Annotated in this window: 23 protein-coding genes; 10 read left to right on the top strand and 13 right to left on the bottom strand. The window is 67.5% G+C overall.

Annotation, left to right across the window (positions count from 1 at the left end):
- Positions 1 to 54: 54 nt before the first annotated feature.
- A complete protein-coding gene (locus E5K04_RS03740; protein ID WP_136551568.1) occupies positions 55 to 603 on the top strand; it encodes a cysteine hydrolase family protein in 549 nt (182 codons plus the stop codon).
- Positions 604 to 607: 4 nt separating this feature from the next.
- Here E5K04_RS03740 and E5K04_RS03735 read toward each other — a convergent pair whose 3' ends face one another.
- Positions 608 to 1,960, bottom strand: a complete 1,353-nt coding sequence (locus tag E5K04_RS03735; protein ID WP_168929147.1) for an MATE family efflux transporter — start codon at positions 1,958 to 1,960, stop codon at positions 608 to 610.
- Between the two features lie 319 nt (positions 1,961 to 2,279).
- On the opposite strand from E5K04_RS03735, the gene E5K04_RS03730 reads away from it, so the two are divergent.
- Complete coding sequence (locus E5K04_RS03730; RefSeq protein WP_136551566.1) at positions 2,280 to 3,065, top strand: ferredoxin--NADP reductase; 786 nt, start codon at positions 2,280 to 2,282, stop codon at positions 3,063 to 3,065.
- A 66-nt stretch (positions 3,066 to 3,131) separates the two neighbouring features.
- Here E5K04_RS03730 and rquA read toward each other — a convergent pair whose 3' ends face one another.
- Positions 3,132 to 3,833 carry a rhodoquinone biosynthesis methyltransferase RquA gene (rquA, locus tag E5K04_RS03725; protein ID WP_136551565.1) on the bottom strand — a complete coding sequence of 234 codons (702 nt, stop codon included), beginning with the start codon at positions 3,831 to 3,833 and terminating at the stop codon, positions 3,132 to 3,134.
- Positions 3,834 to 3,890: 57 nt separating this feature from the next.
- The gene (locus tag E5K04_RS03720) at positions 3,891 to 5,207 is read right to left on the bottom strand and encodes a hemolysin family protein (RefSeq protein ID WP_136551564.1); all 1,317 of its coding nucleotides are present in this window, start codon (positions 5,205 to 5,207) and stop codon (positions 3,891 to 3,893) included.
- Positions 5,208 to 5,333: 126 nt separating this feature from the next.
- Between E5K04_RS03720 and E5K04_RS03715 the strand changes: the two genes are divergently transcribed.
- Positions 5,334 to 5,732 (top strand): HIT family protein, encoded by a 399-nt coding sequence (locus tag E5K04_RS03715; protein ID WP_136551563.1) that lies wholly within the window; start codon positions 5,334 to 5,336, stop codon positions 5,730 to 5,732.
- A gap of 1 nt (position 5,733) precedes the next feature.
- On the opposite strand, the gene E5K04_RS03710 is transcribed toward E5K04_RS03715, so the two are convergent.
- The 5 genes from E5K04_RS03710 to E5K04_RS03690 all read right to left on the bottom strand — a co-directional run bounded on the left by E5K04_RS03710 (position 5,734) and on the right by E5K04_RS03690 (position 11,362).
- Positions 5,734 to 6,117: a hypothetical protein gene (locus E5K04_RS03710; protein ID WP_136551562.1), complete on the bottom strand. Its 384-nt coding sequence runs from the start codon at positions 6,115 to 6,117 to the stop codon at positions 5,734 to 5,736.
- A 200-nt stretch (positions 6,118 to 6,317) separates the two neighbouring features.
- Positions 6,318 to 8,621, bottom strand: a complete 2,304-nt coding sequence (topA, locus tag E5K04_RS03705; protein WP_136551561.1) for a type I DNA topoisomerase — start codon at positions 8,619 to 8,621, stop codon at positions 6,318 to 6,320.
- Between the two features lie 175 nt (positions 8,622 to 8,796).
- Positions 8,797 to 9,246: a DUF494 family protein gene (locus E5K04_RS03700; protein ID WP_136551560.1), complete on the bottom strand. Its 450-nt coding sequence runs from the start codon at positions 9,244 to 9,246 to the stop codon at positions 8,797 to 8,799.
- Positions 9,247 to 9,269: 23 nt separating this feature from the next.
- Positions 9,270 to 10,364, bottom strand: coding sequence for a DNA-processing protein DprA (dprA, locus tag E5K04_RS03695; protein ID WP_136551559.1), 1,095 nt, complete (start codon positions 10,362 to 10,364; stop codon positions 9,270 to 9,272).
- Positions 10,361 to 11,362, bottom strand: coding sequence for a LysM peptidoglycan-binding domain-containing protein (locus tag E5K04_RS03690; protein WP_136551558.1), 1,002 nt, complete (start codon positions 11,360 to 11,362; stop codon positions 10,361 to 10,363). Before E5K04_RS03690 ends, dprA begins: the two co-directional genes overlap by 4 nt.
- A gap of 129 nt (positions 11,363 to 11,491) precedes the next feature.
- Between E5K04_RS03690 and def the strand changes: the two genes are divergently transcribed.
- The 7 genes from def to E5K04_RS03655 all read left to right on the top strand — a co-directional run bounded on the left by def (position 11,492) and on the right by E5K04_RS03655 (position 19,024).
- The gene (gene def, locus E5K04_RS03685; RefSeq protein WP_136551557.1) at positions 11,492 to 11,995 is read left to right on the top strand and encodes a peptide deformylase; all 504 of its coding nucleotides are present in this window, start codon (positions 11,492 to 11,494) and stop codon (positions 11,993 to 11,995) included.
- 70 nt (positions 11,996 to 12,065) lie between these two features.
- Complete coding sequence (gene fmt, locus E5K04_RS03680) at positions 12,066 to 12,983, top strand: methionyl-tRNA formyltransferase (protein ID WP_136551556.1); 918 nt, start codon at positions 12,066 to 12,068, stop codon at positions 12,981 to 12,983.
- Positions 12,980 to 13,828 carry a zinc metalloprotease HtpX gene (gene htpX / locus E5K04_RS03675; protein WP_136551555.1) on the top strand — a complete coding sequence of 283 codons (849 nt, stop codon included), beginning with the start codon at positions 12,980 to 12,982 and terminating at the stop codon, positions 13,826 to 13,828. Before fmt ends, htpX begins: the two co-directional genes overlap by 4 nt.
- Positions 13,829 to 13,848: 20 nt before the next feature.
- A complete protein-coding gene (gene rsmB / locus E5K04_RS03670; RefSeq protein ID WP_136551554.1) occupies positions 13,849 to 15,099 on the top strand; it encodes a 16S rRNA (cytosine(967)-C(5))-methyltransferase RsmB in 1,251 nt (416 codons plus the stop codon).
- On the top strand, positions 15,086 to 15,643 hold the full coding sequence (locus E5K04_RS03665) for a DUF4390 domain-containing protein (protein WP_235844244.1): 558 nt from the start codon (positions 15,086 to 15,088) through the stop codon (positions 15,641 to 15,643). Before rsmB ends, E5K04_RS03665 begins: the two co-directional genes overlap by 14 nt.
- Before the next feature lie 4 nt (positions 15,644 to 15,647).
- Positions 15,648 to 17,777, top strand: coding sequence for an ATP-binding protein (locus E5K04_RS03660; RefSeq protein ID WP_136551552.1), 2,130 nt, complete (start codon positions 15,648 to 15,650; stop codon positions 17,775 to 17,777).
- Positions 17,756 to 19,024, top strand: a complete 1,269-nt coding sequence (locus E5K04_RS03655) for a sigma-54-dependent transcriptional regulator (RefSeq protein ID WP_136551551.1) — start codon at positions 17,756 to 17,758, stop codon at positions 19,022 to 19,024. The genes E5K04_RS03660 and E5K04_RS03655 overlap by 22 nt, the downstream gene beginning before the upstream one ends.
- Before the next feature lie 65 nt (positions 19,025 to 19,089).
- Here the strand turns inward: E5K04_RS03655 and E5K04_RS03650 are convergent, their stop codons facing one another.
- From E5K04_RS03650 to E5K04_RS03630, 5 genes are read right to left on the bottom strand one after another with little or no spacing between them, the layout of a single operon-like run.
- Complete coding sequence (locus E5K04_RS03650) at positions 19,090 to 19,572, bottom strand: peroxiredoxin family protein (RefSeq protein ID WP_136551550.1); 483 nt, start codon at positions 19,570 to 19,572, stop codon at positions 19,090 to 19,092.
- A complete protein-coding gene (locus E5K04_RS03645) occupies positions 19,569 to 19,991 on the bottom strand; it encodes an acyl-CoA thioesterase (RefSeq protein ID WP_136551549.1) in 423 nt (140 codons plus the stop codon). Before E5K04_RS03645 ends, E5K04_RS03650 begins: the two co-directional genes overlap by 4 nt.
- A 23-nt stretch (positions 19,992 to 20,014) precedes the next feature.
- Entirely contained in the window at positions 20,015 to 20,374 is a 360-nt protein-coding gene (locus E5K04_RS03640) for a VacJ (protein WP_136551548.1), read from the bottom strand.
- Positions 20,375 to 20,390: 16 nt separating this feature from the next.
- Positions 20,391 to 21,239 (bottom strand): energy transducer TonB, encoded by an 849-nt coding sequence (locus E5K04_RS03635; RefSeq protein WP_168929146.1) that lies wholly within the window; start codon positions 21,237 to 21,239, stop codon positions 20,391 to 20,393.
- A 39-nt stretch (positions 21,240 to 21,278) separates the two neighbouring features.
- On the bottom strand, positions 21,279 to 21,743 hold the full coding sequence (locus E5K04_RS03630) for a Dps family protein (protein ID WP_136551546.1): 465 nt from the start codon (positions 21,741 to 21,743) through the stop codon (positions 21,279 to 21,281).
- Positions 21,744 to 21,757: the final 14 nt, after the last annotated feature.

The raw sequence follows: 21,757 nt of genomic DNA, 5'->3' as shown, positions 1-21,757 counted from the left end.
CCTGCCTACCCCGATGGCCACCGCGAGGTGGCCATTTTCTATTGAGGAGACACCATGCCTACCCCGCCACGCGCAGCGCTGCTGATCATCGACGTCCAGCAGGGGCTGATAGCCGGCCCGCCGCCGGCCACCCGCGTGATGTCGCTGCTCGCCCAGCTCAACGCGGCCATCGCGCTCGCCCGCACGCGCGCCATGCCGGTGCTGTTCGTGCAGCACGACGGCCCGGCCGGCAGCCTGCTAGCGCCGGGCAGCGACGCCTGGCAACTGCACGGCGCGCTCGCGCGCGAAGCGACCGACACGGTGGTCCACAAGACAGCGGCCGACGCCTTCTGCCGGACAGCCCTTAAGGCGACGCTTGACGAAATGTCGGTCGACTCGCTGTGGATCGCCGGCTACGCCAGCGACTTCTGCGTCGACAGCACGGTGCGCAGCGCGGCGATGCAGGGCTACGCGGTGACGGTGGTCGCCGACGCGCACGCCGGCAAGGACAGGCCGCATGTCGGCGGCGACGCGCTGATCGAACACTGCAACTGGGTGTGGGCGAACCTCGACACCCCCGGCGCGCCGGTACGCGTATTGCCCGTCGCCGGCCTGACAGCCTGACGCTTCAGGCGGGCTGCGGCTGCGCCGCGGGCACACCCAGCCTTTGCCACTGCCGCCACAGCAAAGATGCCGTCACGCAGCCGAGCACGAGATTGACGAGCGGCATCGCCAGCCATACCCCGTCAAGCGCCAGCCACAAGGGCAGGCCGTACAGCGCGGGCATGAGCAGCAAGGTCTTGCCCAGCGTCAGCAGGAGCGCCTGCCGCGTCGCGGCCATTGATTGCAAGGCGAGGGTGCCGACAATCGCCAGACCGTCGAACGGCAACGCGCTCAGATGCAGGCGCAGCGCGTGCGCGCTCGCCGCGAGCAGTGTCGTATCGCCGGCAGCGACATACAGGCGGGCGATACTGCCGGCAAACAGCTGGACCGCCGCCCATGCGCCAAATGCCAGCGTAGCGGCCGTGCACAGCCCGTAGCGCAGCACCGCGCGCGCCTCGTCAGGCCGCCCGCCGCCGACCGCCTGCCCGAGCAAGGGCTGCATGCCCAACGCAAGGCCGTGCGCGACCAGGGTGAACACCATCTCGGTGTAGCCGGCGACCGCGTAGGCGGCGACGCCTCCGGTGCCGCCGTACACCAGCAGCTGCTGGTTGTGCGTGAACAGCACCAGCGCGAGGTTCAGCTCCATCAGCAGGCTGGACGCGCCCAGCCGCACGATGTCGGCCATCTGCGCCGGCAGTTTGCCCATCCGCCCCATCACCGGGCGCAGGCTGGCCCGCGCCGAGCCGAAATAGAGCATGCCCGCGGCGGCGACAACGCCCATCGCGATCAGCGATGCCTGCGCCGAACCGGCGAGGCCGTGGCCGAGCACGCCGACAAACCAGTAGTCGAAGCCGATATTGAGCAGGGTCGACGCCACCATCAGCCCTGTCGCCAGCCGCGGCCGGCCGTCGTTGCGCAGCAGGTAGGTCGCCAGCATCTGCGCGCACAGCAAGGGGCTGCCGCCCAGCATCCAGACCAGATAGGCGCGCGCCTCGGCCAGCAGTACCGCGTCCCCGCCGGTGCCCAGCAGGTGCAGCCAGTCGTCCAGCCAGACAAGCCCCCCCAGCGCGAGCAGCCCGCCCAACAGCAGCGCCAGCAGCGCGGCCGCCACCAGCACCTGCCCCGCCGCCGCGTGCCGCCCCTCGCCCAGCAGCAAGGCGATGCGGGTCGACGCCCCCATGCTCAGCATGGCGGCGACGCCGACCTGCACCATCACCAGCGGGTAGGCGAGGTTGATCGCGGCAAGCCCGATCGGGCCGACGTAATGGCCGACGAAGACGCCGTCGACCACCACATAGCAGCCGGTCACCAGCATGGCGAGGATGGAAGGGAGGGCGTAGCGCCAGAAGCGATGGGCGGCGTCGTCGGGGCGGGACATCGGGCAAGAATCCGCGGAAAGCCTGCAGCTTAACACGAGAGCACCCACTTCCATTTGTACTGTGCAGCCTGCAGAAAAACCATGCCACAACAAATGACATAGGCTTGAATATGGCCAAGCGGCGGGGACAGGCATATCCTATGTGGCGGCGCAGCGACAACACCCCGTCCTTAGGCGGAAAACGCCTGAGCGCACGCCGCTTAATAACCCAAAATCATAATTTCAGCGAAAACAAATCGTTCTCGCCACCGCTGCCGCCGACTAACATGCCCTCGATGCGGCCGCGGCCGGAACCGAAGAACAAGAGAGTGACCATCGCATGGCAATTCCATCCAATATGACCGCCGAGCGCGTGCTCAGCGTCCACCACTGGAACGACACGCTGTTCTCGTTCACCTGCACCCGCGACGAAGGGTTGCGCTTCATCAACGGCCAGTTCGTGATGATCGGCCTAGAAGTGAACGGCAAGCCGCTGATGCGCGCGTACTCGGTCGCCAGCGCCAACTACACCGAATACCTCGAATTCTTCAGCATCAAGGTGCAGGACGGCCCGCTGACCTCGCGCCTGCAGCACCTGAAGGAAGGCGACACCGTACTGATCAGCCGCAAGCCGACCGGCACGCTGGTGCAGGACAACCTGTTGCCCGGCAAGAACCTGTACCTGCTCTCGACCGGCACCGGCCTCGCGCCCTTCATGTCCATCATCCAGGACCCGGAGGTGTACGAGCGCTACGACAAGGTGATCCTGACCCACGGCGTGCGCTACAAGAACGAACTCGCCTACGAAGACTTCATCACCCGCGAGCTGCCGGACAACGAGTTCTTCGGCGACATCGTGCGCGAGAAGCTGATCTACTACCCGACCGTCACCCGCGAGCCCTTCCAGAACCAGGGCCGGCTGACCGACCTGATCACCTCGGGCAAGCTGTGTGCAGACATCGGCCTGCCACAGATGTGCCCCGAGAACGACCGCGTGCTGATCTGCGGCAGCCCGGCGATGCTCGACGACCTGTGCCACATCCTCGACGGCATGGGCTACGTCGAGAGCCCCCGCATGGGCGAGCCCGGGCACTACGCGATCGAGCGCGCCTTCGTCGAGAAGTAAGCGTACGCCCCACGCGACAAAGCCCCGCCTAGGCGGGGCTTTGCTTTTTCATCTTCCAGGGAGCGCTCAGCGCGCACGCACGCGGACGATCTGGTAGACGCCGCCGAAGACGGTTTCCTTCTGCCACACGAAATCGTCCTTGCGTGTCGCGTAGTCGGCGATGTCCTTGTTCCACAGCGCCTCGGCGAACGGCTCGAGCACGCGGTTCACGTACTTGAGTAGCCAGCCGATCGGTTGCCACGGCCGCGGGCGGTGGTAGTCGACGAACACCAGCTCGCCGCCGGGCGCGACCTGCGCAAGCATATTGTCGACGATGGCCGCCTTCAATTCGTCCGGCACCTCGTGCAGGAGGAAGAAACTGCACACCAGGTCGAACGGGGCGTCGGCCTGCCAGCTCGACGCGTCGGCGCGCACCACTTCGGCCTGCGGATAAGGCGCGAGCTTCTTCAGCGCGTGTTCGACCTGCACCGGCGTGATGTCGGTCAGCACGAAACGGCCGTCCGTGCCCACCGCCTGCGCGGCGCGCGACACCAGGTCGCCGTAAACATGGGCGACCTGCCACACGCGGCTACCCGGACGGATGCGCGCAAGGTAGCGGCGCATCAGCCGCTGGTCGTTGAGGAACAGCAGAGTGCTGACCACGATGTTGCGGTCGAGCAGCCTGGCCTTGGCGGGGTTGACGTACGCCCAGTCGTAGACGTCGACCATATAGTCCGGCACCCCGTCGTAATACGGAGCGGGCCGGAATTCAGGCGGGTTACCGCTCATGCTTGTCTCCGCTGCAAAACGTCCACTCTAGCGCAAGGATGGCAGGCAAAACTTGCGCTAGGCCAAACTTGGCTCAGGCTTGCCGGCCGCGTCCTGGCGGGTGACCAGGATCTGGTCGATCTTGTGGTTGTCAATGTCGACCACCTCGAACTTGTAGCCCTCCCATACCACGCAGTCGGTACGGCGCGGGATCTTGCGCAGCATGTACATCATGAAGCCGGCGACCGTCTCGTAGCTGTCGTCGTCCGGCAGACTGTCCAGTTCGAGCGCGCGCAGCACGTCCTCGACCGGCGTCATGCCGTCGACCAGCCACGAATGCTCGTCGCGCTTGACGATCTGCTCCTCGACGTTCTGGCCGATCAAATCGCCCATCACCGTGCTCATCACGTCGTTCAGCGTGATGATGCCGACGACCAGCGCGTACTCGTTGAGGATGACGGCGAAGTCCTCGCGGGTGGTCTTGAAGCGCTCCAGCACCTCGGACAGCGACAGGGTGTCGGGAACCATCAGTACCGTCTTGATCATCCCCTGCTCCTTCAGCGACAAGCGCTCGCCCGACAACACCCGGCGCAGGATGTCCTTGGAGTCGGCGTAGCCGATCACGCTGTCGATCGAGTGGTCGCACACCAGGAACTTGGAATGCGGCTGTTCGGAGATCTTCGCCTTGATGCTGTCGGCCGGCTCGTCGAGGCTGAAGAACACGATGCTCTCGCGCTGCGTCATCGCCGAGGGGACGGTGCGGCTTTCCAGTTCGAACACGTTCTCGATCACCTGGTGCTCGCTCTTGTGCAGCACGCCGGCCTCGGCGCCGGCGTCGACCACCGCGAAGATGTCGTCGGAGGTGATCTCGTCCTTGCGCGACAGCGGCACGCCGAACAGGCGGAACACTGCGTTGGCCAGCCCGTTGAAGAACCACACCAGGGGCAGCAGCAGCCGCACGCAGAACAGCATCGGCCGCACCACGCGCACCGCGATCGCCTCGGGGAAATTCATCGCCAGCCGCTTGGGCATCAGGTCGGCGATCAGGATGAACAGGGAAGTGACCAGCATGAAGGAGCAGGCAAAGCTGACCGCACCCACCCACGGCGCGTCGGTCACCAGCCGGAACAGCGCGGCGAAAGTCGGCGTGAACGCCGCCTCGCCCAAGATGCCGCCCAGGATGGCGACAGCGTTCAGGCCGATCTGCACGACGGTAAAGAAGTGGCCAGGCTGCTCCTGCAGGCGCAGCACGCGAGAGGCGTTGACGTTGCCGTCGTCGGCCATCTGGCGCAGGCGGATCTTGCGCGCCGCGGCCAGCGAGATTTCAGACACCGAAAAAAATGCGCTGCACGCAATCAGCAACGCGATGATCAAAAGATTGTTGGCAAGACTCACGGTACACCTCGGTTTTGCAGGTCATGCCCATGTTGGGCGAGTGCCTGCTACCGGGCGAGTATAGCAGACGTCATGCCTGGGCTCGTCTGGCGGCGTACAATCGGCCAGCCCACTGAAGGAGAGACCATGCAACCGTGCGAACTCTGCCGCGAAGGCGGCGACATCCTGTACCGCGACGAGCGCCTGCGCGTGATCCTGGTCGACGACGCCAGCTACCCCGGCTTCTGCCGGGTCATCTGGAACGCGCATGTGCGCGAGATGACCGACCTTGCGCCCGAGGACGCGCGCTACCTGCTGGAGTGGGTACTGAAGACCGAGCGCGCAGTGCGCGAAGTACTGAACCCGGACAAGGTCAACCTGGCGAGCCTGGGTAATGTGGTGCCGCACCTGCACTGGCACGTGATCCCGCGCTTTGCCGCCGACGCACACTTCCCGGCCCCCATCTGGGCGGCCCCGGCGCGCGCCGGGCAGTCACCGACCATCGAAGGCCTCGCCGTGCGCCTGCGCGAACACCTCGCGGCCTGACTCAGGCCGGGCTGCGCTGGTAGACGAAGCCAGGGAACACCGTGATCGCGTCGCCTTCGCACTCGACCTCGCCGGCCGCGCCGGCCAGCGCCCAGCGCACTTGGCGCGCGTAGAGGTAGCGGTAGACCGGGCAGCCGGCGTGGACGAACAGGAGCTCGTGGCACTCGAAACGCTCGTGCGAGAGCATGGCCGGCCGGCTCGCCTGCGGCACCAGCATCTGCATCGCCATCTCGTCCATCGCTTCGTACTGCTCGCGGTCGGCGACGAACACGCCGTACAGCATCACGAAGAACGGCAGCACCAACAGCAGCCACTGGCCGGTCAGCAGGAAAAACAGCGTCAGCACGGCCGAGCCGGTAAAGTAGAAACGGCTGTCGGGTTTCATCGGATCCCCCTCAGCAAGTTTGGAACCACCAATGAAAAACGCCGCCCGAAGGCGGCGTTTTTTGCCCTGAGGCATTCCGGTTCGTCACCTGAACCGTAATGGCCGGGAAAGATTCCGGCGCTTTCAAGGCGGGCCTACCACGCCCGCCCACCCAATATAGGCCAGCGTACGGGCGTGCAAGCGTTTTTTTCAGGAGATGCTCAAGCCTCGGCGGGCGGTACTTCCTTACCCTCCGGCGGCGCGATCTGCTCGGCGTAGCCGCACTCCTTCTGCGGGCAGACCTTCTCGGTGCCACGCCGCTTGGTGGTCTTGATGGTCAAAATCGGCCAGCCGCATTTCGGGCAAGGCTCGGCGACCGGCGGGTTCCACGTCGCGTACTTGCAGTCCGGATAGCGGTTGCACGAGTAGAACAGCTTGCCGTAACGGCTCTTGCGCTCGATCAAGTGCCCCTGCTTGCACTCCGGGCACTCGACGCCGGTGTCCTTGGGCTTCTCGAGCGGCTCGATATGCTTGCACTTCGGGTAGTTCGCGCAGCCGATGAACTTGCCGTAACGGCCCTTCTTGATCACCAGCTGGCCGCCGTCCTTCGGGCAGACCCGCCCTTCGACGATTTCCGGCGCCTCGGCCTCGGCGGCTTCCTCGGCGGTCTCGTTCAGGTTGCGCGTGTAGTCGCACTCCGGGTAGCCGGTACAGCCGATGAAGCGGCCGCGTTTGCCGAAACGGATGTTCAGCGGCTTGCCGCACTTCGGGCACGCCTCGTCGAGCTGTTCGGTGGTGATCGATTCGCGCGAGATCCCTTCCTTCTCCTCGATCTGCTTCTTGAAGCCCTTCCAGAAGCTGTCCATCACCGGCACCCACTTGCGGTCGCCGCCGGCAATCTCGTCAAGCTGGTTTTCCAGCTTGGCGGTGAAGTTGTAGTCGACGTACTGCGCGAAGTGCTCGGTCAGGAACTTGTTGACGATCTCGCCGGTGTCGGTCGGCACGAAGCGCTTCTTGTCAAGGATCACGTATTCGCGGTCCTTCAGCGTCGAGATGATGCTCGCGTAGGTGGACGGGCGGCCGATACCGAACTCTTCCAGCGCCTTGACGAGCGACGCCTCGGAAAAGCGCGGCGGCGGCTGCGTGAAGTGCTGCTCGCCGTACAGCTTGTCGACCGGCAGCACGTCGCCCTCGGCCAGGGCCGGCAGCTTGGCGTTGTCTTCGTCCTCGGCGTCGTCGACGTCCTCCTCGTACACGGCGAGGAAGCCGGCGAAGGTCTGCACCTGGCCGCTGACGCGGAACATGCCGTCACCGGCCGCGATGTCGACAGTGGTGGTGTCGAACTTGGCCGGCGCCATCTGGCAGGACAGCGTGCGCTTCCAGATCATGTCGTACAGCTTGAACTGGTCGCTGGTCAGGAAGGGCTTGAGCTGCTCGGGCGAGCGGTACACCGATGTCGGGCGGATCGCCTCGTGCGCTTCCTGCGCGTTCTTCGCCTTGTTCTTGAAGGTGACCGGGTTCTTCGGCAGGAAGTCCGCCTCGAACTTGTGCTCGATGTAGTGGCGGATCTCGGTGACCGCCTCGGCGGCCAGCGCGACCGAGTCGGTACGCATGTAGGTGATCAGGCCGACAGTGCCCTGGCCGATATCGACACCCTCGTACAACTGCTGCGCCGTGCGCATCGCGCGGTCGGTGGTCATGCCCAGCTTGCGCACCGCCTCCTGCTGCAGCGTCGAGGTGGTGAACGGCGCGACCGGGTTGCGCGTCTTCTTCTTCTTCTCGACGCTGGCGACCCGCGCCTCGTGACCGGCGAGGCGCGCAAGTGCTGCGGCTTGCGCGGCCTCGTTGGGCAGCGCGAACTGGTCGAGCTTCTGCCCGTCCAGCTGGGTGAGCTTGGCGGTGAAGCGGGTGCGGCCCTTGTGGCTGTCGAGGTGCACCGACCAGTATTCCTGCTCGGTGAACGCGCGGATCTCGTTCTCGCGCTCGCAGATCAGCCGCAGCGCCGGGCTTTGCACGCGCCCGGCCGACAGGCCGCGGCGGATCTTCTTCCACAGCAGGGGCGACAGGTTGAAGCCGACCAGGTAGTCGAGCGCACGGCGCGCCTGCTGCGCGTCGACCAGGTCCTGCGAGATCTCGCGCGGGTGGGCGATCGCGTCGAGCACCGCGTTCTTGGTGATCTCGTGGAACACGACCCGCTGTACCGTCTTGCCCTTGAGCAGCTTCTTGCCGGCCAGGATCTCGGTCAGGTGCCAGGAAATGGCCTCGCCTTCGCGGTCCGGGTCAGTTGCCAGGTAGACATGGTCAGCTTCACGCACCGCGGTGACGATCGCGTCGACATGCTTGCTGTTGCGCGCGATCAGCTGGTACTTCATCGCGAAGTCGTGGTCCGGGTCGACCGCGCCGTTCTTAGGCACCAGGTCGCGGACGTGACCGTAGGAGGCAAGGACTTCAAAGTCACTGCCCAAGTATTTTTTCAGCGTCTTCGCCTTGGAGGGCGACTCGACGATCAGGAGGCTAGAAGGCATGTCTAGGTCGTCTTCCTTTACCCGCAACGGGCGGGCGAACACATCCGGTATCCATCAAACAAAACAAGAGCGCAAGGCTGCACTCTTGATCACATCGGCCGGCCAGTACCGGCAAGGGCGCGCATGGTAAGCCCACAGACATGCAGACTGCAAGCGCCCGCACCCTACGACAAACTCATTGCATGGTCGGTTCACCGTGCACCGCCGAGAGCAATTCCTCGCCGACCAGGAGCGGCAACTCGGCCTGCTCGCGCCACAGCACCAACAGCGCGACCAGCCGCACCACCGCCGGGGAGATCTCGTCGGACGGCAGCGCCAGCAGGCGGTCGATCACCAGCTCGCGCTGGGCGGCGTCGAGCGCGCCGTTGTCCTCGAGAAAACAGATGAACCCGCGCACCTCGCACGACAGCAGCTCGAGCTCGTAGTCGCTGTAGATGCGCACGCCACCCGACTCCTTCAAACCGGCAAATGCCTCGGGGCGGATCCCGTCGAACCAGTCGAGCGCGTCGCCGATCTCTTCGCTCTCGAAGCCGGCGGCCTCGAGTTCGCGGGTCAGGTCGTCGCGCCCCGGACAGCTGGACGGGTCGTCGTATTGTTCGAAGAGAAAAGTCAGAACATCAAACATCGGGGACCTTAGGGACGGGCAGCTCAGGACAGTCGCTGGTAGCGGTTGCCACCGAGCACGGCCACCCTGCCCTGCATTTCAAGCGCAAGAAGCATCGGGTAAATCGCCGCAGCCGTCAACCCGACCCGCCCGAGCAGGGTGTCGAGGTCGACCGGGTCGAAGCCCATCGCGTCGAGAATCGCCGCGCATGCGGCGTCGTCCCCGCCGTCTTCCGCCGCCGTCGCGACGGGGGCTTCGGCAGCAGGCGGCGGGGCGGGGCGGCCGACCTCGTCGAAGATGTCGTCGGCCGACTCGACCAGCCGCGCGCCCTCGCGGATCAGCCGGTGGCAGCCGCGCGAGAGCGGGCTGAGGATGGAGCCGGGCACCGCCATCACCTCGCGGCCGGCCTCGAGCGCGAGGCGGGCGGTGATCAGCGAACCCGATTCGGTGCCGGCCTCGACCACCAGGCAGCCGCGGCACAGGCCGGCGATGATGCGGTTGCGCTGCGGGAAGTGCGCGGCCAGCGGCCCCGAACCCAGCGCGAATTCGGACAGGATCAGCCCCTCGTTCGCCAGCCGGTGCGCGAGCAGCCGGTTGGATGCCGGGTAGACGCGGTCGATGCCGGTGCCGACCACCGCGATGCTGGCACCGGCCGCCTCGAGCGCGCCCTGATGGGCGGCGGCGTCGATGCCGGCGGCGAGCCCGCTGACCACCGTGTAGCCCTGCGCCGACAGCGCGCGGGCAAACGCGTGCGCGCTCTGCGCGCCCTGCGCGCTCGCCTTGCGGCTGCCGACCACCGCCAGCATGTCGCGCGCCAACAGTTCGCGCCGGCCGCGCCCGAACAGCAGGGGCGGCGGCGACGGCGACTGCGCGAGCCGCTCCGGATAGTCGTCGTCGAGCAGGGTCAGCAGGAAGCACCCCTCCTGTTCAGCCCAGGCGAGTGCGGCCTCGGCGGCGGCCGCCCCGGCCCCGGCGGCCAGCGCGTCGGCGGTGTCGCGCGGCAGCAGCGCCGTCCACGCCGTACGCCCGGCGTCCAGCGCCGCACGGGCGCTGCCGAAACGCTCGATCAGGCGCAGGAAGGCGGCCGGGCCCACGCCCGGCGTCAGCGCCAGCGTCGCCCAGGCCGCCTGTTCGCTCATTCGGGCTGGCCGAGCGTGTCGCCGACGGTGACCGCCTGCGAGGTGTCGAGCAGCAGGCCGTAGGAGACGCGGTCGAACACGCGGTAGACGAACAGCCGGCCGACCGGCGACGCGGGCAGCGTCACCGCCTTGCCGTCGACCTTGATCAGCCGCGGCGCCTTGTAGACGCCGAACACGTAGCCGACCTCGGCGCCGTCGCGCGCGCCGCGGTTGATCGCGACGCTGTCGTACTGCGCCGCGTCGACCGCGCCGCCGTACACGGCGACCACCTGGCCGCCCGAAGCAGCCGGCGCCTCGCGCGGCACGTAGTTGAGCACCGGCGTCGACGCGTACTTGATCAGCCGGTCACCGACGGCGATTTCCTCGACATTGCTGCGCACGACCAGGGTACTGACGTCGGCGCCCTGCGCCTTCACGTCGAGGTCGCCGGTGTAGACCGCCTCGTAACCGAGGCGCTCGCCCGTTTTCGGGTCCTTCAGCTCGCGCCCCGGGCGGAAGGACTGCCAGCGGCCGTCCTCCGGCAAGGGCTGCGCGTAGACGGTGTTGCCCTGCGCGAGCATCAGCCGCTCGTCCGGGCCGGCGACGATGCGCGGCGACGCCTTGAATGCCGCCTCGTCGATCACCAGCGGCCGCTCGAGCAGCGCCGCGATGCGTGAGGCGGGAATGCTGCTGATCGCGCCGTCGACCACCCGCGCGTGCGGCGAGAGCTTGACCGTGCGCGGCCCCTTCTCCAATCGCAGCCTGCCGCTGGCGCGGTCGAGCACCAGCACGTCGCCCGGGTAGATCCAGTGCGGGTCCTTGATCTCGGCGCGGTTCATCTGCCACAGCCGCGGCCACTTCCACGGACTGTTCAGGTAACGGCCGGAAATCGCCCACAAGGTATCCCCGCGCTTGACCACGTAGCGCTCGGGCGCGTCCGGCCTCAGTTGCAGGGTATCCGCCGCGGCAAGCCCGGACAGGCCCAGCGCCAGCATCAGCGGTATAATGGCTTTAAACATCGGTCAGTATCCCCATCTGGTCTTCCATCGACACCAAAACGCATCAAACTGCGGCGTGTTACATACCAGAGGGATGGTATCCCAATTTTCGGGTGCGCGACGCACCCCATCGTGACGGAATCGGCGCTTATGGCACTCCTTACTATCCTGCAATACCCCGACCAGCGGCTGCACACGGTCGCGCAAGCGGTGGACAAGGTCGACGACGAGGTGCGTCGCCTCGTCGACGACATGGCCGACACCATGTACGCCTGCCGCGGCATCGGTCTCGCCGCGACCCAGGTCGACGTGCACCGCCGCATCGTCGTGATCGACACCAGCGAAGACAAGTCTGGGCTGACCGCGTTCATCAACCCCGAGATCGTCGAGAAGCACGGGCAGACCGTCTATGAAGAAGGCTGCCTGTCGGTGCCCGGCATCTACGACAAGGTCAACCGCGCCGAGCGCGTGAAGGTGCGCGCGCTGGACCGTGACGGCCAGCCGTTCGAAATCGACACGGACGGCCTGCTGGCGATCTGCATCCAGCACGAGATCGACCACCTCGACGGCAAGGTGTTCGTCGAATACCTGTCGCAGTTGAAGCAGGGCCGCATCCTGACCAAGCTGAAGAAGCGCGAAAAACACAATCTGTAAGGCGGGCAGCGCCCAGCCTGACGACGGGACACGCGCGGCCGTGTCCCGTCGCTTTTTCCAGGAAGCCAGAATGAAACTGATTTTTGCGGGGACGCCCGAATTCGCGGCGCGCGCGCTTGACGCGCTGATCAAGGCCGGCCATGACATCGCGCTGGTGCTGACCCAGCCCGACCGCCCGGCCGGGCGCGGCATGAAGCTCAAACCCAGCCCGGTCAAGGCGCTCGCGCTCGAACACGGCCTGCGCGTCGAGCAGCCGACCACGCTGAGGAATGCCGACGCGCAGGCGATGCTCGCCGAGGTCGGCGCCGAGGTGATGGTGGTCGCCGCGTACGGGCTGATCCTGCCGCAGGCGGTGCTGGACACCCCGCGCCGCGGCTGCCTGAACATCCACGCATCCTTGCTGCCGCGCTGGCGAGGCGCCGCGCCGATCCAGCGCGCGCTGCTCGCCGGCGACCGCGAGACCGGCATCACCATCATGCAGATGGACGCCGGGCTCGACACCGGCGACATGCTCAGCGTGCACCCGCTGGCCATCGCGGATGACGAGACTGCGGCCAGCCTGCACGAGGGGCTCGCCGCGCTTGGCGCGCAAGCCATCGTCGACGCGCTCGCGCGGCTCGATGCGCTGGAAGCGCAAAAGCAGGACGAGGCGGGCGTCACCTACGCGCACAAGCTGAGCAAGGAAGAGGCGCGCGTAGACTGGACGCAGGACGCAGACACGGTCGCCCGCGCGATCCGCGCGTATAACCCGGCGCCCGGCGCGCACACCCTCCTGAACGGCGAGACGCTGAAGCTGTGGATGGCGCACGCGCTGCCCGGCGACGCCGAACCGGGCGTCGTGGTGAGCGCAAGCGCCGACGGCGTGCTGGTCGGCTGTGGCCAGGGCCTGGTCTGCCTGACCGAACTGCAGGCGGCCGGCGGCAAGCGGCTGGCCGCACGCGACTTTGTCGCCGGGCGTACGCTGCAGGACCTGAGACTGGGCGCATGAACGGCACGCTCAAGACCGCGCTCCTGATGGCGGCGATCGTCGCGCTGTTCGGCGTGATCGGCGCGATGATAGGCGGACGCGGCGGCATGCTCGTCGCGCTCGCCTTCGGCGGCGCGATGAACGTGTGGGCATGGTGGAACTCCGACCGCATGGTGTTGCGCATGTACAACGCCGAAGAGGTCAACGCCGCCAGCGCACCCGAGTTCTACGGCATGGTCGCCGAACTTTCCGCACGCGCCGGCCTGCCGATGCCGCGCGTCTACGTGATCCACGAGGACCAGCCCAACGCATTCGCCACCGGCCGCGACCCCGCACACGCGGCGGTGGCGGCGACCACCGGCATCCTGCGCCTGCTCGACTATCGTGAATTGCGCGGCGTTATGGCGCACGAGCTTGCGCATGTCGCCCACCGCGACACGCTGATCTCGACGGTGTCGGCGACCATGGCAGGCGCGGTGTCCGCGCTCGCCAACTTCGCGATGTTCTTCGGCGGACGCGACGAACACGGCCGCCCGGCCAACCCGCTGGCCGGCCTGCTGGTCGCGCTCTTGGCGCCCCTGGCCGCCAGCCTGATCCAGATGGCGATCTCGCGCGCACGAGAATTCGAGGCCGACCGCGGCGGCGCGGCCATCAGCGGCGACCCGCTGGCGCTGGCTGGCGCGCTCGCCAAGATCGAACACTACGCGCGCGGCATTGTGCTGCCCGCCGCCGAAGCGCATCCGGAGACCGCGCAGATGATGATCATCAACCCGCTCGCGGGCGCCGGTTTCGACAACCTGTTTCGTACCCACCCGCAGACGGCCGAGCGCATCGCCCGCCTGCAGGCCATCGCACGCGGCGGCTAGGCCCGCCGACAAGGACAAGCATGCACCGCACGCAGGAACTGGCCGTCCAGGCCATCGAAATGGTCGACAACGGCCGCACGCTGACCGAGGCGTTCGCGCGCTTGCTGCGCCCCAACGCCGACCTGTCAGCACCGACGCGCGGCGCCGTGCAGGACATCAGCTACGGCGTACTGCGCCACCGCGGCGAACTCTCCGCGTGGCTGCGCCTGCTGGTACCGCGCGCGCTACCCGAGAAGCGGGTCGAATACCTGCTGCTGGTCGCGCTCTACCAGCTGACGTACACGCGCGCCGCGCCGTACGCGGTGGTCGACCACGCGGTCAAGCACGCCGGCCGCGTCGCCGGCGGCCGCCTCAAGGGTCTGGTCAACGGCGTGCTGCGCAACTACCAGCGCAACGCCGAGTCGCTGCGCGAACAGGCGCTGCAAAACGACGAGGCACGCTACAACCACCCGCTCTGGTGGATACGCGCACTGCGCACGGCGTACCCGCAGGACTGGATGCGCGTGCTCGAGGCGAGCAACACGCACCCGCCGATGACCCTGCGTGTCAACGCGCGCCACGGCGACGCCCAAGGCTACCTCGCCGAACTCGCCGCGGCCGGCCTGTCCGCCCGCGCGCTGGGCAGCCACGCGGTCATGCTCGACAAGCCGGTGCCGGTGCGCGAGCTGCCGGGCTTTGCCGAAGGCCGGGTCTCGGTGCAGGACTTCGGCGCGCAAAGGGCGGCGCAACTGCTCGCCCCGGAAAACGGCATGCGCGTGCTCGACGCGTGCGCGGCGCCCGGCGGCAAGACCTGCCACCTGCTCGAGCTCGCCGACGTCGAGATGACCGCGGTCGAGATCGACGCCACGCGCCTGCCCCGCGTGCGCGAAAACCTCGAGCGCCTGCACCTTGCCGCACAGCTGGCCCTGGGCAACGCGGCCGACCCTGAGTCGTGGTGGGATGGCCGGCCGTTCGACCGCATCCTCGCCGACGTGCCGTGCACGGCGTCCGGCGTGGTGCGCCGCCATCCCGACATCAAGTGGCTGCGCCGCCCCGGCGACTTTGCCGAGCTGGCCCGCCAGCAGCGCGTGCTGGTCGACGCGCTCTGGCCGCTGCTCGCCTCGGGTGGCAAAATGCTTTACGCTACGTGCTCGATTATGCCGGAGGAGAATGCCGGACAAATCGAAGCCTTCCTCGAACGCCACCCCGACGCCAGCTTGGCGCACGCGGAACAGCTGCTGCCCGACCCCGACCATGACGGCTTTTATTACGCGCTGCTTGAAAAGTCTTAGCCTGCTGCTGCTGGTCGCCGGCATGGGCTTGGCGCGCGCCGACGGGGTCGAGGTGCGCCGGGCCGAGCTCGAACTGGCCGAGCACAGGCTGCAACTGTCGACCCGTTTCCAGACCACGCTGCCGCCGGTGCTGCAGGACGCGCTGCAACAGGGCGTTCCGCTGACCTTCGAACTGCAGTTCGAGCTGACCCGCCCGCGCGGCTACGCGTACTACTACGACCTGAAAAGCTGGTTCGAGCCGACCGCTCGCCTCGAATTCAAGCTGTCGTACTACCGCTTCACCAACCGCTACCGGCTGACCATCGGCTCGCTATCCAAGTATTACGCGACGCTGGACGAAGCGCTGTCGGCGCTCGGCAATATCGCCGGCTGGGCGGTGCTCGACGTCGCCGACTGGAGCGAGGCCGACGCCCGCCGCGCGCAGGGCCGTGTGCGGCTGGCGCTGGACACCGGCGCGCTGCCGCGCCCCTTCCAGCTCGGTGCGCTGGGCGACCGCGACTGGACGCTGTCCTCGCCGTGGACCGACGTCAAGGTGCGCAGCTGACGCCATGCGTACCCCGCTGATCGCCACCGGCGTCGTCATCCTCGCCCTGCTCTACCTGCTCGCGCTGGCCACCGGCAACACCTCGGTGCTGTCCGATTACTACTGGCCGGTGTTCGCGCTGAACGCGACCGTGCTGGCCGCCCTCGCCGGGCTGGTCGTGCGCCAGCTCGTACGCCTGCGCCGCCGCGTGAAGACACGGGTGTTCGGCGCCAAGCTCACCCAGAAGCTGGTGGTGATGTTCTCGCTGGCCGCGCTGGTGCCAGGCATGCTGGTCTTTACCGTGTCCGCCCAGTTCCTCACCCGCAGCATCGAGAGCTGGTTCAACGTGCGCGTCGAGAACGCGCTCGACCGCGGCCTCGACCTCGGCCGAAACGCGCTGGGTTACGTGCTGACCGACCTGTCGCGCAAGGCGCGGGTGGTCGGCAACGACGTCGCCGAACTGCCCGAGCCGATGCTGGGCGCCCGCCTGTTGCGCCTGCACGAACAGCTCGACGTGCAGGAAATCGCCGTGTTCGCCCGCGACGGCCGCCTCATCGCGTTCGCAGGCCCCGACGAGCTGAGCTACCGCCCCGAACGCCCACCGTCGACCGAGCTGCGCACGCTCAAGTTGCGGGAACCCAGACAGTCGATCGAGACCGGCCGCGGCGGGCGCATCGTGCTCAAGGTCCAGCTCGCGTTCCGCGACTACGCCAACGGCGAGCTGCGCGTGCTGCAGCTGGTGCAGCCGGCGCCGGAGGCGATCGCGCGCGACGCCGAGCTGATCGAGGACGCGCGCGCCGAATACAGCCAGCTTTTGCTCGCGCGCGACGGCATGCAGGACTTCTACATGATGACGCTGGCGCTGGTCTTCCTGATGGCGATCACCGCCGCGCTCGCCTTCGCGCTGTACTTCTCCGAACGGATGTCGGCACCACTCTCCGAGCTTGCCGCCGGCACCCGCGCGGTCGCGCAGGGCGACTTCTCGCGCCGCCACCCGGTCTACCGGCGCGACGAGCTGGGCATCCTCACCTCGATGTTCAACCGGATGACCCAGCAGCTGGAGGAGGCGCGCCACGTCGCCGACGAGAGCCGCCGCCAGCTCGAGGACAGCAAGCTCTACCTGGAGAGCATCCTCGCCAACCTGACCGCCGGCGTGATCGCGTTCGACCGCGGCGGCCACCTGCGTGCCGCCAACTCGAGCGCCGGGCGCATCCTGGGCGTGGACTTCTCCGAGCTCGCGCCGTTCGCGCTGACCCAGTGGCCGGCGCAGGTGCCGACGCTAACCACGCTGGTCGAGGTGGTCGAAACCCCTCCCCTCCAGCGCGACGAGTGGCAGCAGCAGATCGAATACGCGCACGCCGCCGGCGCGCGCACGCTGCTGGTGCGCGTCTCCCGCCTGCCTGAACAGTCGCAGGGCGGCTGCGTCGCGGTGTTCGACGACATCACCGACCTGGCCCGCGCGCAGCGCGACGCCGCGTGGGGCGAGGTCGCCAAGCGCCTCGCACACGAGATCCGCAACCCGCTCACGCCGATCCAGCTGTCGGCCGAGCGGCTGGCGATGAAGCTCTCTCCCAAGCTCGAGGGCGCCGACGCGGCGATGCTCGAGCGGGCGACCGACACCATCGTCAAGCAGGTCGCCGCGCTCAAGCGCATGGTCGACGCGTTCCGCGACTACGCGCGCGCGCCGAAGATCAAGCTGCAGCCGCTGGAGCTGAACGCGCTGGTCGGCGAAGTGCTGGCGCTGTACGAGGGCGACGTGCCGGTCGTCGCCGAACTGGCCCCGCAGCCATTGCCCATCATGGGCGACGCCGCGCTGCTCAGGCAGGTCCTGCATAACCTGTTATTGAATGCCAAAGACGCCGTTCTTGACGTTGGCATTCCGATGATACACATTAGCAGCCGAAGCGACGGCCATCTGGCAAGGGTCATCGTCGAGGACAACGGCGCGGGTTTTGCGCCCGACATCCTCGCACGCGCCTTCGAACCCTACGTCACCAGCAAGAGCAAGGGCACCGGCCTCGGGCTCGCGGTGGTTAAGAAGATCGTCGAAGAACACCAGGGCCAGATCACGCTGGCCAACCGGGAGACGGGGGGCGCGCGCGTCCTGGTGTCCTTCCCGTTATTGGAGCATGAATGCGAAGCAGCGATATCCTGATCGTCGACGATGAAGTCGGCATCCGCGAACTGTTGTCAGAAATCCTGCAGGACGAAGGCTATACGGTCGCGCTGGCGGAAAACGCCGAAGTCGCGCGCCAGTTGAGGTCGCAGACGCGGCCGGCGCTGGTGCTGCTCGATATCTGGATGCCGGATTGCGACGGCGTGACCCTGCTCAAGGAGTGGGCCAAGTCCGGCCAGCTGACCATGCCGGTGGTGATGATGTCCGGCCACGCCAGCATCGACACCGCGGTCGAGGCGACGCGCATCGGCGCGTTCGACTTCCTCGAGAAACCTATCGCGCTGCAGAAGCTGCTGTCGACCGTGCAGCGCGCGCTCAAGTACGGCGACATGCAGGCCAACACCTCGCTCAGCCTCGACAAGCTGGGCAAGAGCGAACCCGTGCAGGAGCTCAAGCGCCAGCTCGAGCGCGTCAGCAAGGTCAAGGCACCCATCCTGCTGACCGGCGAGCCGGGCTCGGGCTTCGAGCTGGTCGCCCGCTACTTCCACAGCGGTAACACGCCGTGGATCACGCCGGGCAAGCCCGAGCAGCTGTCCGACGCGCCGCTCGAGCTGTTGCAGAAAGCCAACAACGGCGTGCTCTACCTGGCCGAGATCGGCCAGTACAACCGCCGCGCGCAGCAGGGCCTGCTGTTCCTGCTCTCCAAGCTCGACCGTTTCAACGTGCGCCTGATCTGCTCGTGCAGCCGCCCGCTGCAGGAGTTGCTGGTCGACCCGGAATGCGACAACCGCCTGCTCACCGCGCTCTCCAGCGTGATCGTGCCGATCCCGCCGCTGAAGGACCACACCGAGGACGTGATGTTCATCGCCGAGCAGTTGCTCAGCGAGCTGATCGAGTCCAAGCAGGTGCCGGCGCGCCGGCTGACCACCTCCGCGCTCAACGCGCTGCGCCAGTACGACTGGCCGGGCAACCTCGAGCAGCTCAAGAGCATCATCAAGAGCCTGGCGCTGACCGCGGAGACCGACAGCATCGACGCCCCCGAGGTCAACAAGGTGCTCTCGCAGTTCCGCCACGAGAAACCGGCCGAGGAGACCGGCTTCGACTTCGGGCTGCCGCTGCGCGAGTTGCGCGAACAGCTCGAGCGCCGCTACTTCGAGCACCATATCGCGCTGGAGAACGGCAACATGAGCCGGGTCGCGCAGAAGGTCGGCCTCGAGCGCACCCATCTCTACCGCAAGCTCAAGCAGCTGGGCGTGCGCTTTTCGCGCAAGCAGACCGAAGAGTAGGCCCGCCCCGATGCAAGAAGGGCCGCCCGGTGGGCGGCCCTTTCCGTTTTCGGCAGCCGTGCGGCTTACAGGTTCTGCGCGATCAGGTGCTCGACCTCGGCAAAATCCATCACGCCGACGTAGCGCTTGAGCACCTTGCCGTCGCGGCCGACCAGGAAGGTGGTCGGCGTCAGCTGCACGTCGCCGAAGGCGCGCGCGACGCTGCCGTCGGTGTCGAGCGCGACCGGGAACGGCAGCGCGTTCTTCTCGGCATACGTTTTCACGTAGGCCGGCGGGTCGTAGCTCATCGCGACGGCGACGATCTCCAGCCCCTTGGGTGCAAGCGTCTGGTACATCTTCTTCATCTCGGGCATTTCCTTCACGCAGCCCGGGCAGGAAGTCGCCCAGAAATTCACCAGCACGACCTTGTCCCTGAGCGACGCCTGCGTCAGCACCCGCCCGTCCAGCGTGCGGTAGCTGACGTCGGGCGCGGCGTTGCGCGAAAACGCGAAATAACCGAGCCCGGCGAGCACCGCGAGCAGGACGACGGCGATCAGCCCCCGCTTCATGCCGTAGCGTCCGCTTGCTGCAGGCCGGACAGCAGCGTGGCGAGTTCGCCCTCGATCTGCACCGCGCGACCTTGCTTGCTGTCGTACGCGACGAAGGTCACGTCCGCCTCGGCGACCAGCCGGCCGCTGCCGGCGAGGGCCACCCGCTGGTGGATCACCGCCGAGCGGTTGCCGACCGACTTGACCGAGGTCAGGATTTCCAGCTCGTCGCCCATGGTCGCCGCGTGACGGTAGTCGATGTTGATATTGACGACCACCAGCGCGATGCCCGAGGCGAGGAAGGCCGGCAGGTCGGCCCGGTCCTCGAAGTAGGTCCAGCGGGCCTCCTCGAGGAACTCGAGGTAACGCGCGTTGTTGACGTGGCTGTACAGGTCGAGGTGGTAGCCGCGGACCTTGATCCGCGTGAGGTGGTGCGCCATGGTTTCTCCTTGTTGGCGTCGGCTCAGGATTCGAACGGACGGAACGCTTCGCGCGCGAGCGGCGCATCGGCCAGGTCGGTCACCACCGGGTGGATCTCGACGTCGAACCAGGCGCGGAAAACGTCCAGCGTGCGCGGCGTCGGCCACAGCGTCTGATCGTCGCACCAGTCGGCGAGTTCCGCTTCAAACAGGTCGTCCATGCGCTCGGCGAGCAGGGCGGCGATCTCGTCGAGGTCTTCCGCGACCGGGATCAACAGCGCGTTCGCGCTGTCGCGCAGCGCGTCCAGCGTGACGTCGGCCTGCTGGCCGGGCAACGCGAGCAGCCAGTCGGCAAAGGGCTGGCGCGGCTTGAGCAGCACCAGCGAACGGTTCACTTCATACATGGGAAAGGCTCCAGGTTCAGTCGCCCGCCAGGCTGTTGTCGGTGGTGAACGACCACTTGCGGGCAATCTGCAGCGACGAGAATTTCGCCGCCAGCGCAGGGGGGAAAGGCGCGAACGGCGCGGACATGCGCACGATGCGCACCGCGGCGTCGTCCAGCAGCGCGTGGCCGGAGCTGCGCGTGACGTCGACGGACAGCAGACGGCCGTCCGCGCCGACCACGACCCTGAGCTGCAGGCTGCCGAACAGCCCTTGCCGGCGCGCCTCGTCCGGGTAGTTGAGCCGGCCGACCCGCTCGATCTTGATCCGCCAGTCTTCGACATAACGCGCCCACTCGACGCCGTAGGCATTGACGCCGAACACGCCGCGCTTGGGCGCCGCATCGTTCGGCGAGAAGCGTTCGGCACGTTCGCCGACTTCGGGAACCGCCAGTTCGCGCGCCTGTGCAAGCAGGGTGTCGGCGCTGAGCGGGTCGGCCCGCCCCGCGTCCACGCTGTGCGCCGCCTGCGGGCGGGTCAACCGCTGCGGCCTTGCGTCGGCGTCCTTGGCTCCGGCCTCGGCCGGAACCTGCAAGGCTTGCGGCGCCGGCGGCGCACTCGCCCGCGCACCGGCGGTGGCGTCGCCTCCGCCCGCGCTGTCGGCTTGCGCGAGCACGTCCGGCTGCTTGGGCCGCTCGCCGCTCGGCGCGTGCAGCACGCTCACGTGCAAGGCGGGCGCCCCCTGCGGCTTGGCCGGCTGCCAGTGCTTGAGCGCGGGCGCGGCAAGAAACACAAGATGCAGCGCGATCGACAGGGCGATCGCGAGCTGGATCAGGATGGGGCTGCCGGTGCGGGCAACGGCGCCGGCAGGCGCGGCGGCCGCTCTCACGCGCCGCCGCCAGGGAATGAACGGGTCATACCCGCGAGTTTAACGCACCAGCAGGCTGCGCAACATCCACGCGGTCTTCTCGTGCAGTTGCAGGCGCTGGGTCAACAGGTCGGCCGTCGCCTCGTCGCCACAACGCTCGACCGCCTCGAACAGCGAACGCGCGGTGCGGCAGACCGCCTCGTGGCCTGCGACCAGCTGCGCGATCATTTCCTCGGCCGCCGGCACGCCTTGCGCTTCCTCGATCGAGGTCAGGCGTGCGAAGTCGGCGTAGCTGCCCGGCGCGAAGTGGTCGAGCGAGCGGATGCGCTCGGCGATCAGGTCGACCGCGGTCGACAGTTCGGTGTACTGCTCCTCGAACATCAGGTGCAGCGAACGGAACATCGGGCCGGTGACGTTCCAGTGGAAGTTATGCGTCTTCAGGTACAGCGTGTAGGTGTCGGCGAGCACGCGCGACAGGCCTTCGGCGACGACCGTACGGTCCTGGTTGGAAATGCCGATATCCATGGTAAGACTCCTCA

Source organism: Crenobacter intestini (assembly GCF_004919095.1).
GTDB classification, from domain to species: Bacteria; Pseudomonadota; Gammaproteobacteria; order Burkholderiales; family Chromobacteriaceae; genus Craterilacuibacter; species Craterilacuibacter intestini.
Note: the sequence above shows the minus strand (reverse complement) of the source record. Positions and strands in the feature narration are given on the sequence as shown.

Excerpts from the sequence above, each read along its gene's own strand:
- E5K04_RS03740 (WP_136551568.1), top strand. The coding sequence starts at position 55 with ATGCCTACCCCGCCACGCGCAGCGCTGCTGATCATCGACGTCCAGCAG.
- E5K04_RS03735 (WP_168929147.1), bottom strand. The coding sequence starts at position 1,960 with ATGTCCCGCCCCGACGACGCCGCCCATCGCTTCTGGCGCTACGCCCTC.
- E5K04_RS03730 (WP_136551566.1), top strand. The coding sequence starts at position 2,280 with ATGGCAATTCCATCCAATATGACCGCCGAGCGCGTGCTCAGCGTCCAC.
- rquA (WP_136551565.1), bottom strand. The coding sequence starts at position 3,833 with ATGAGCGGTAACCCGCCTGAATTCCGGCCCGCTCCGTATTACGACGGG.
- E5K04_RS03715 (WP_136551563.1), top strand. The coding sequence starts at position 5,334 with ATGCAACCGTGCGAACTCTGCCGCGAAGGCGGCGACATCCTGTACCGC.
- E5K04_RS03710 (WP_136551562.1), bottom strand. The coding sequence starts at position 6,117 with ATGAAACCCGACAGCCGTTTCTACTTTACCGGCTCGGCCGTGCTGACG.
- topA (WP_136551561.1), bottom strand. The coding sequence starts at position 8,621 with ATGCCTTCTAGCCTCCTGATCGTCGAGTCGCCCTCCAAGGCGAAGACG.
- E5K04_RS03700 (WP_136551560.1), bottom strand. The coding sequence starts at position 9,246 with ATGTTTGATGTTCTGACTTTTCTCTTCGAACAATACGACGACCCGTCC.
- dprA (WP_136551559.1), bottom strand. The coding sequence starts at position 10,364 with ATGAGCGAACAGGCGGCCTGGGCGACGCTGGCGCTGACGCCGGGCGTG.
- E5K04_RS03690 (WP_136551558.1), bottom strand. The coding sequence starts at position 11,362 with ATGTTTAAAGCCATTATACCGCTGATGCTGGCGCTGGGCCTGTCCGGG.
- def (WP_136551557.1), top strand. The coding sequence starts at position 11,492 with ATGGCACTCCTTACTATCCTGCAATACCCCGACCAGCGGCTGCACACG.
- fmt (WP_136551556.1), top strand. The coding sequence starts at position 12,066 with ATGAAACTGATTTTTGCGGGGACGCCCGAATTCGCGGCGCGCGCGCTT.
- htpX (WP_136551555.1), top strand. The coding sequence starts at position 12,980 with ATGAACGGCACGCTCAAGACCGCGCTCCTGATGGCGGCGATCGTCGCG.
- rsmB (WP_136551554.1), top strand. The coding sequence starts at position 13,849 with ATGCACCGCACGCAGGAACTGGCCGTCCAGGCCATCGAAATGGTCGAC.
- E5K04_RS03660 (WP_136551552.1), top strand. The coding sequence starts at position 15,648 with ATGCGTACCCCGCTGATCGCCACCGGCGTCGTCATCCTCGCCCTGCTC.
- E5K04_RS03655 (WP_136551551.1), top strand. The coding sequence starts at position 17,756 with ATGCGAAGCAGCGATATCCTGATCGTCGACGATGAAGTCGGCATCCGC.
- E5K04_RS03650 (WP_136551550.1), bottom strand. The coding sequence starts at position 19,572 with ATGAAGCGGGGGCTGATCGCCGTCGTCCTGCTCGCGGTGCTCGCCGGG.
- E5K04_RS03645 (WP_136551549.1), bottom strand. The coding sequence starts at position 19,991 with ATGGCGCACCACCTCACGCGGATCAAGGTCCGCGGCTACCACCTCGAC.
- E5K04_RS03640 (WP_136551548.1), bottom strand. The coding sequence starts at position 20,374 with ATGTATGAAGTGAACCGTTCGCTGGTGCTGCTCAAGCCGCGCCAGCCC.
- E5K04_RS03630 (WP_136551546.1), bottom strand. The coding sequence starts at position 21,743 with ATGGATATCGGCATTTCCAACCAGGACCGTACGGTCGTCGCCGAAGGC.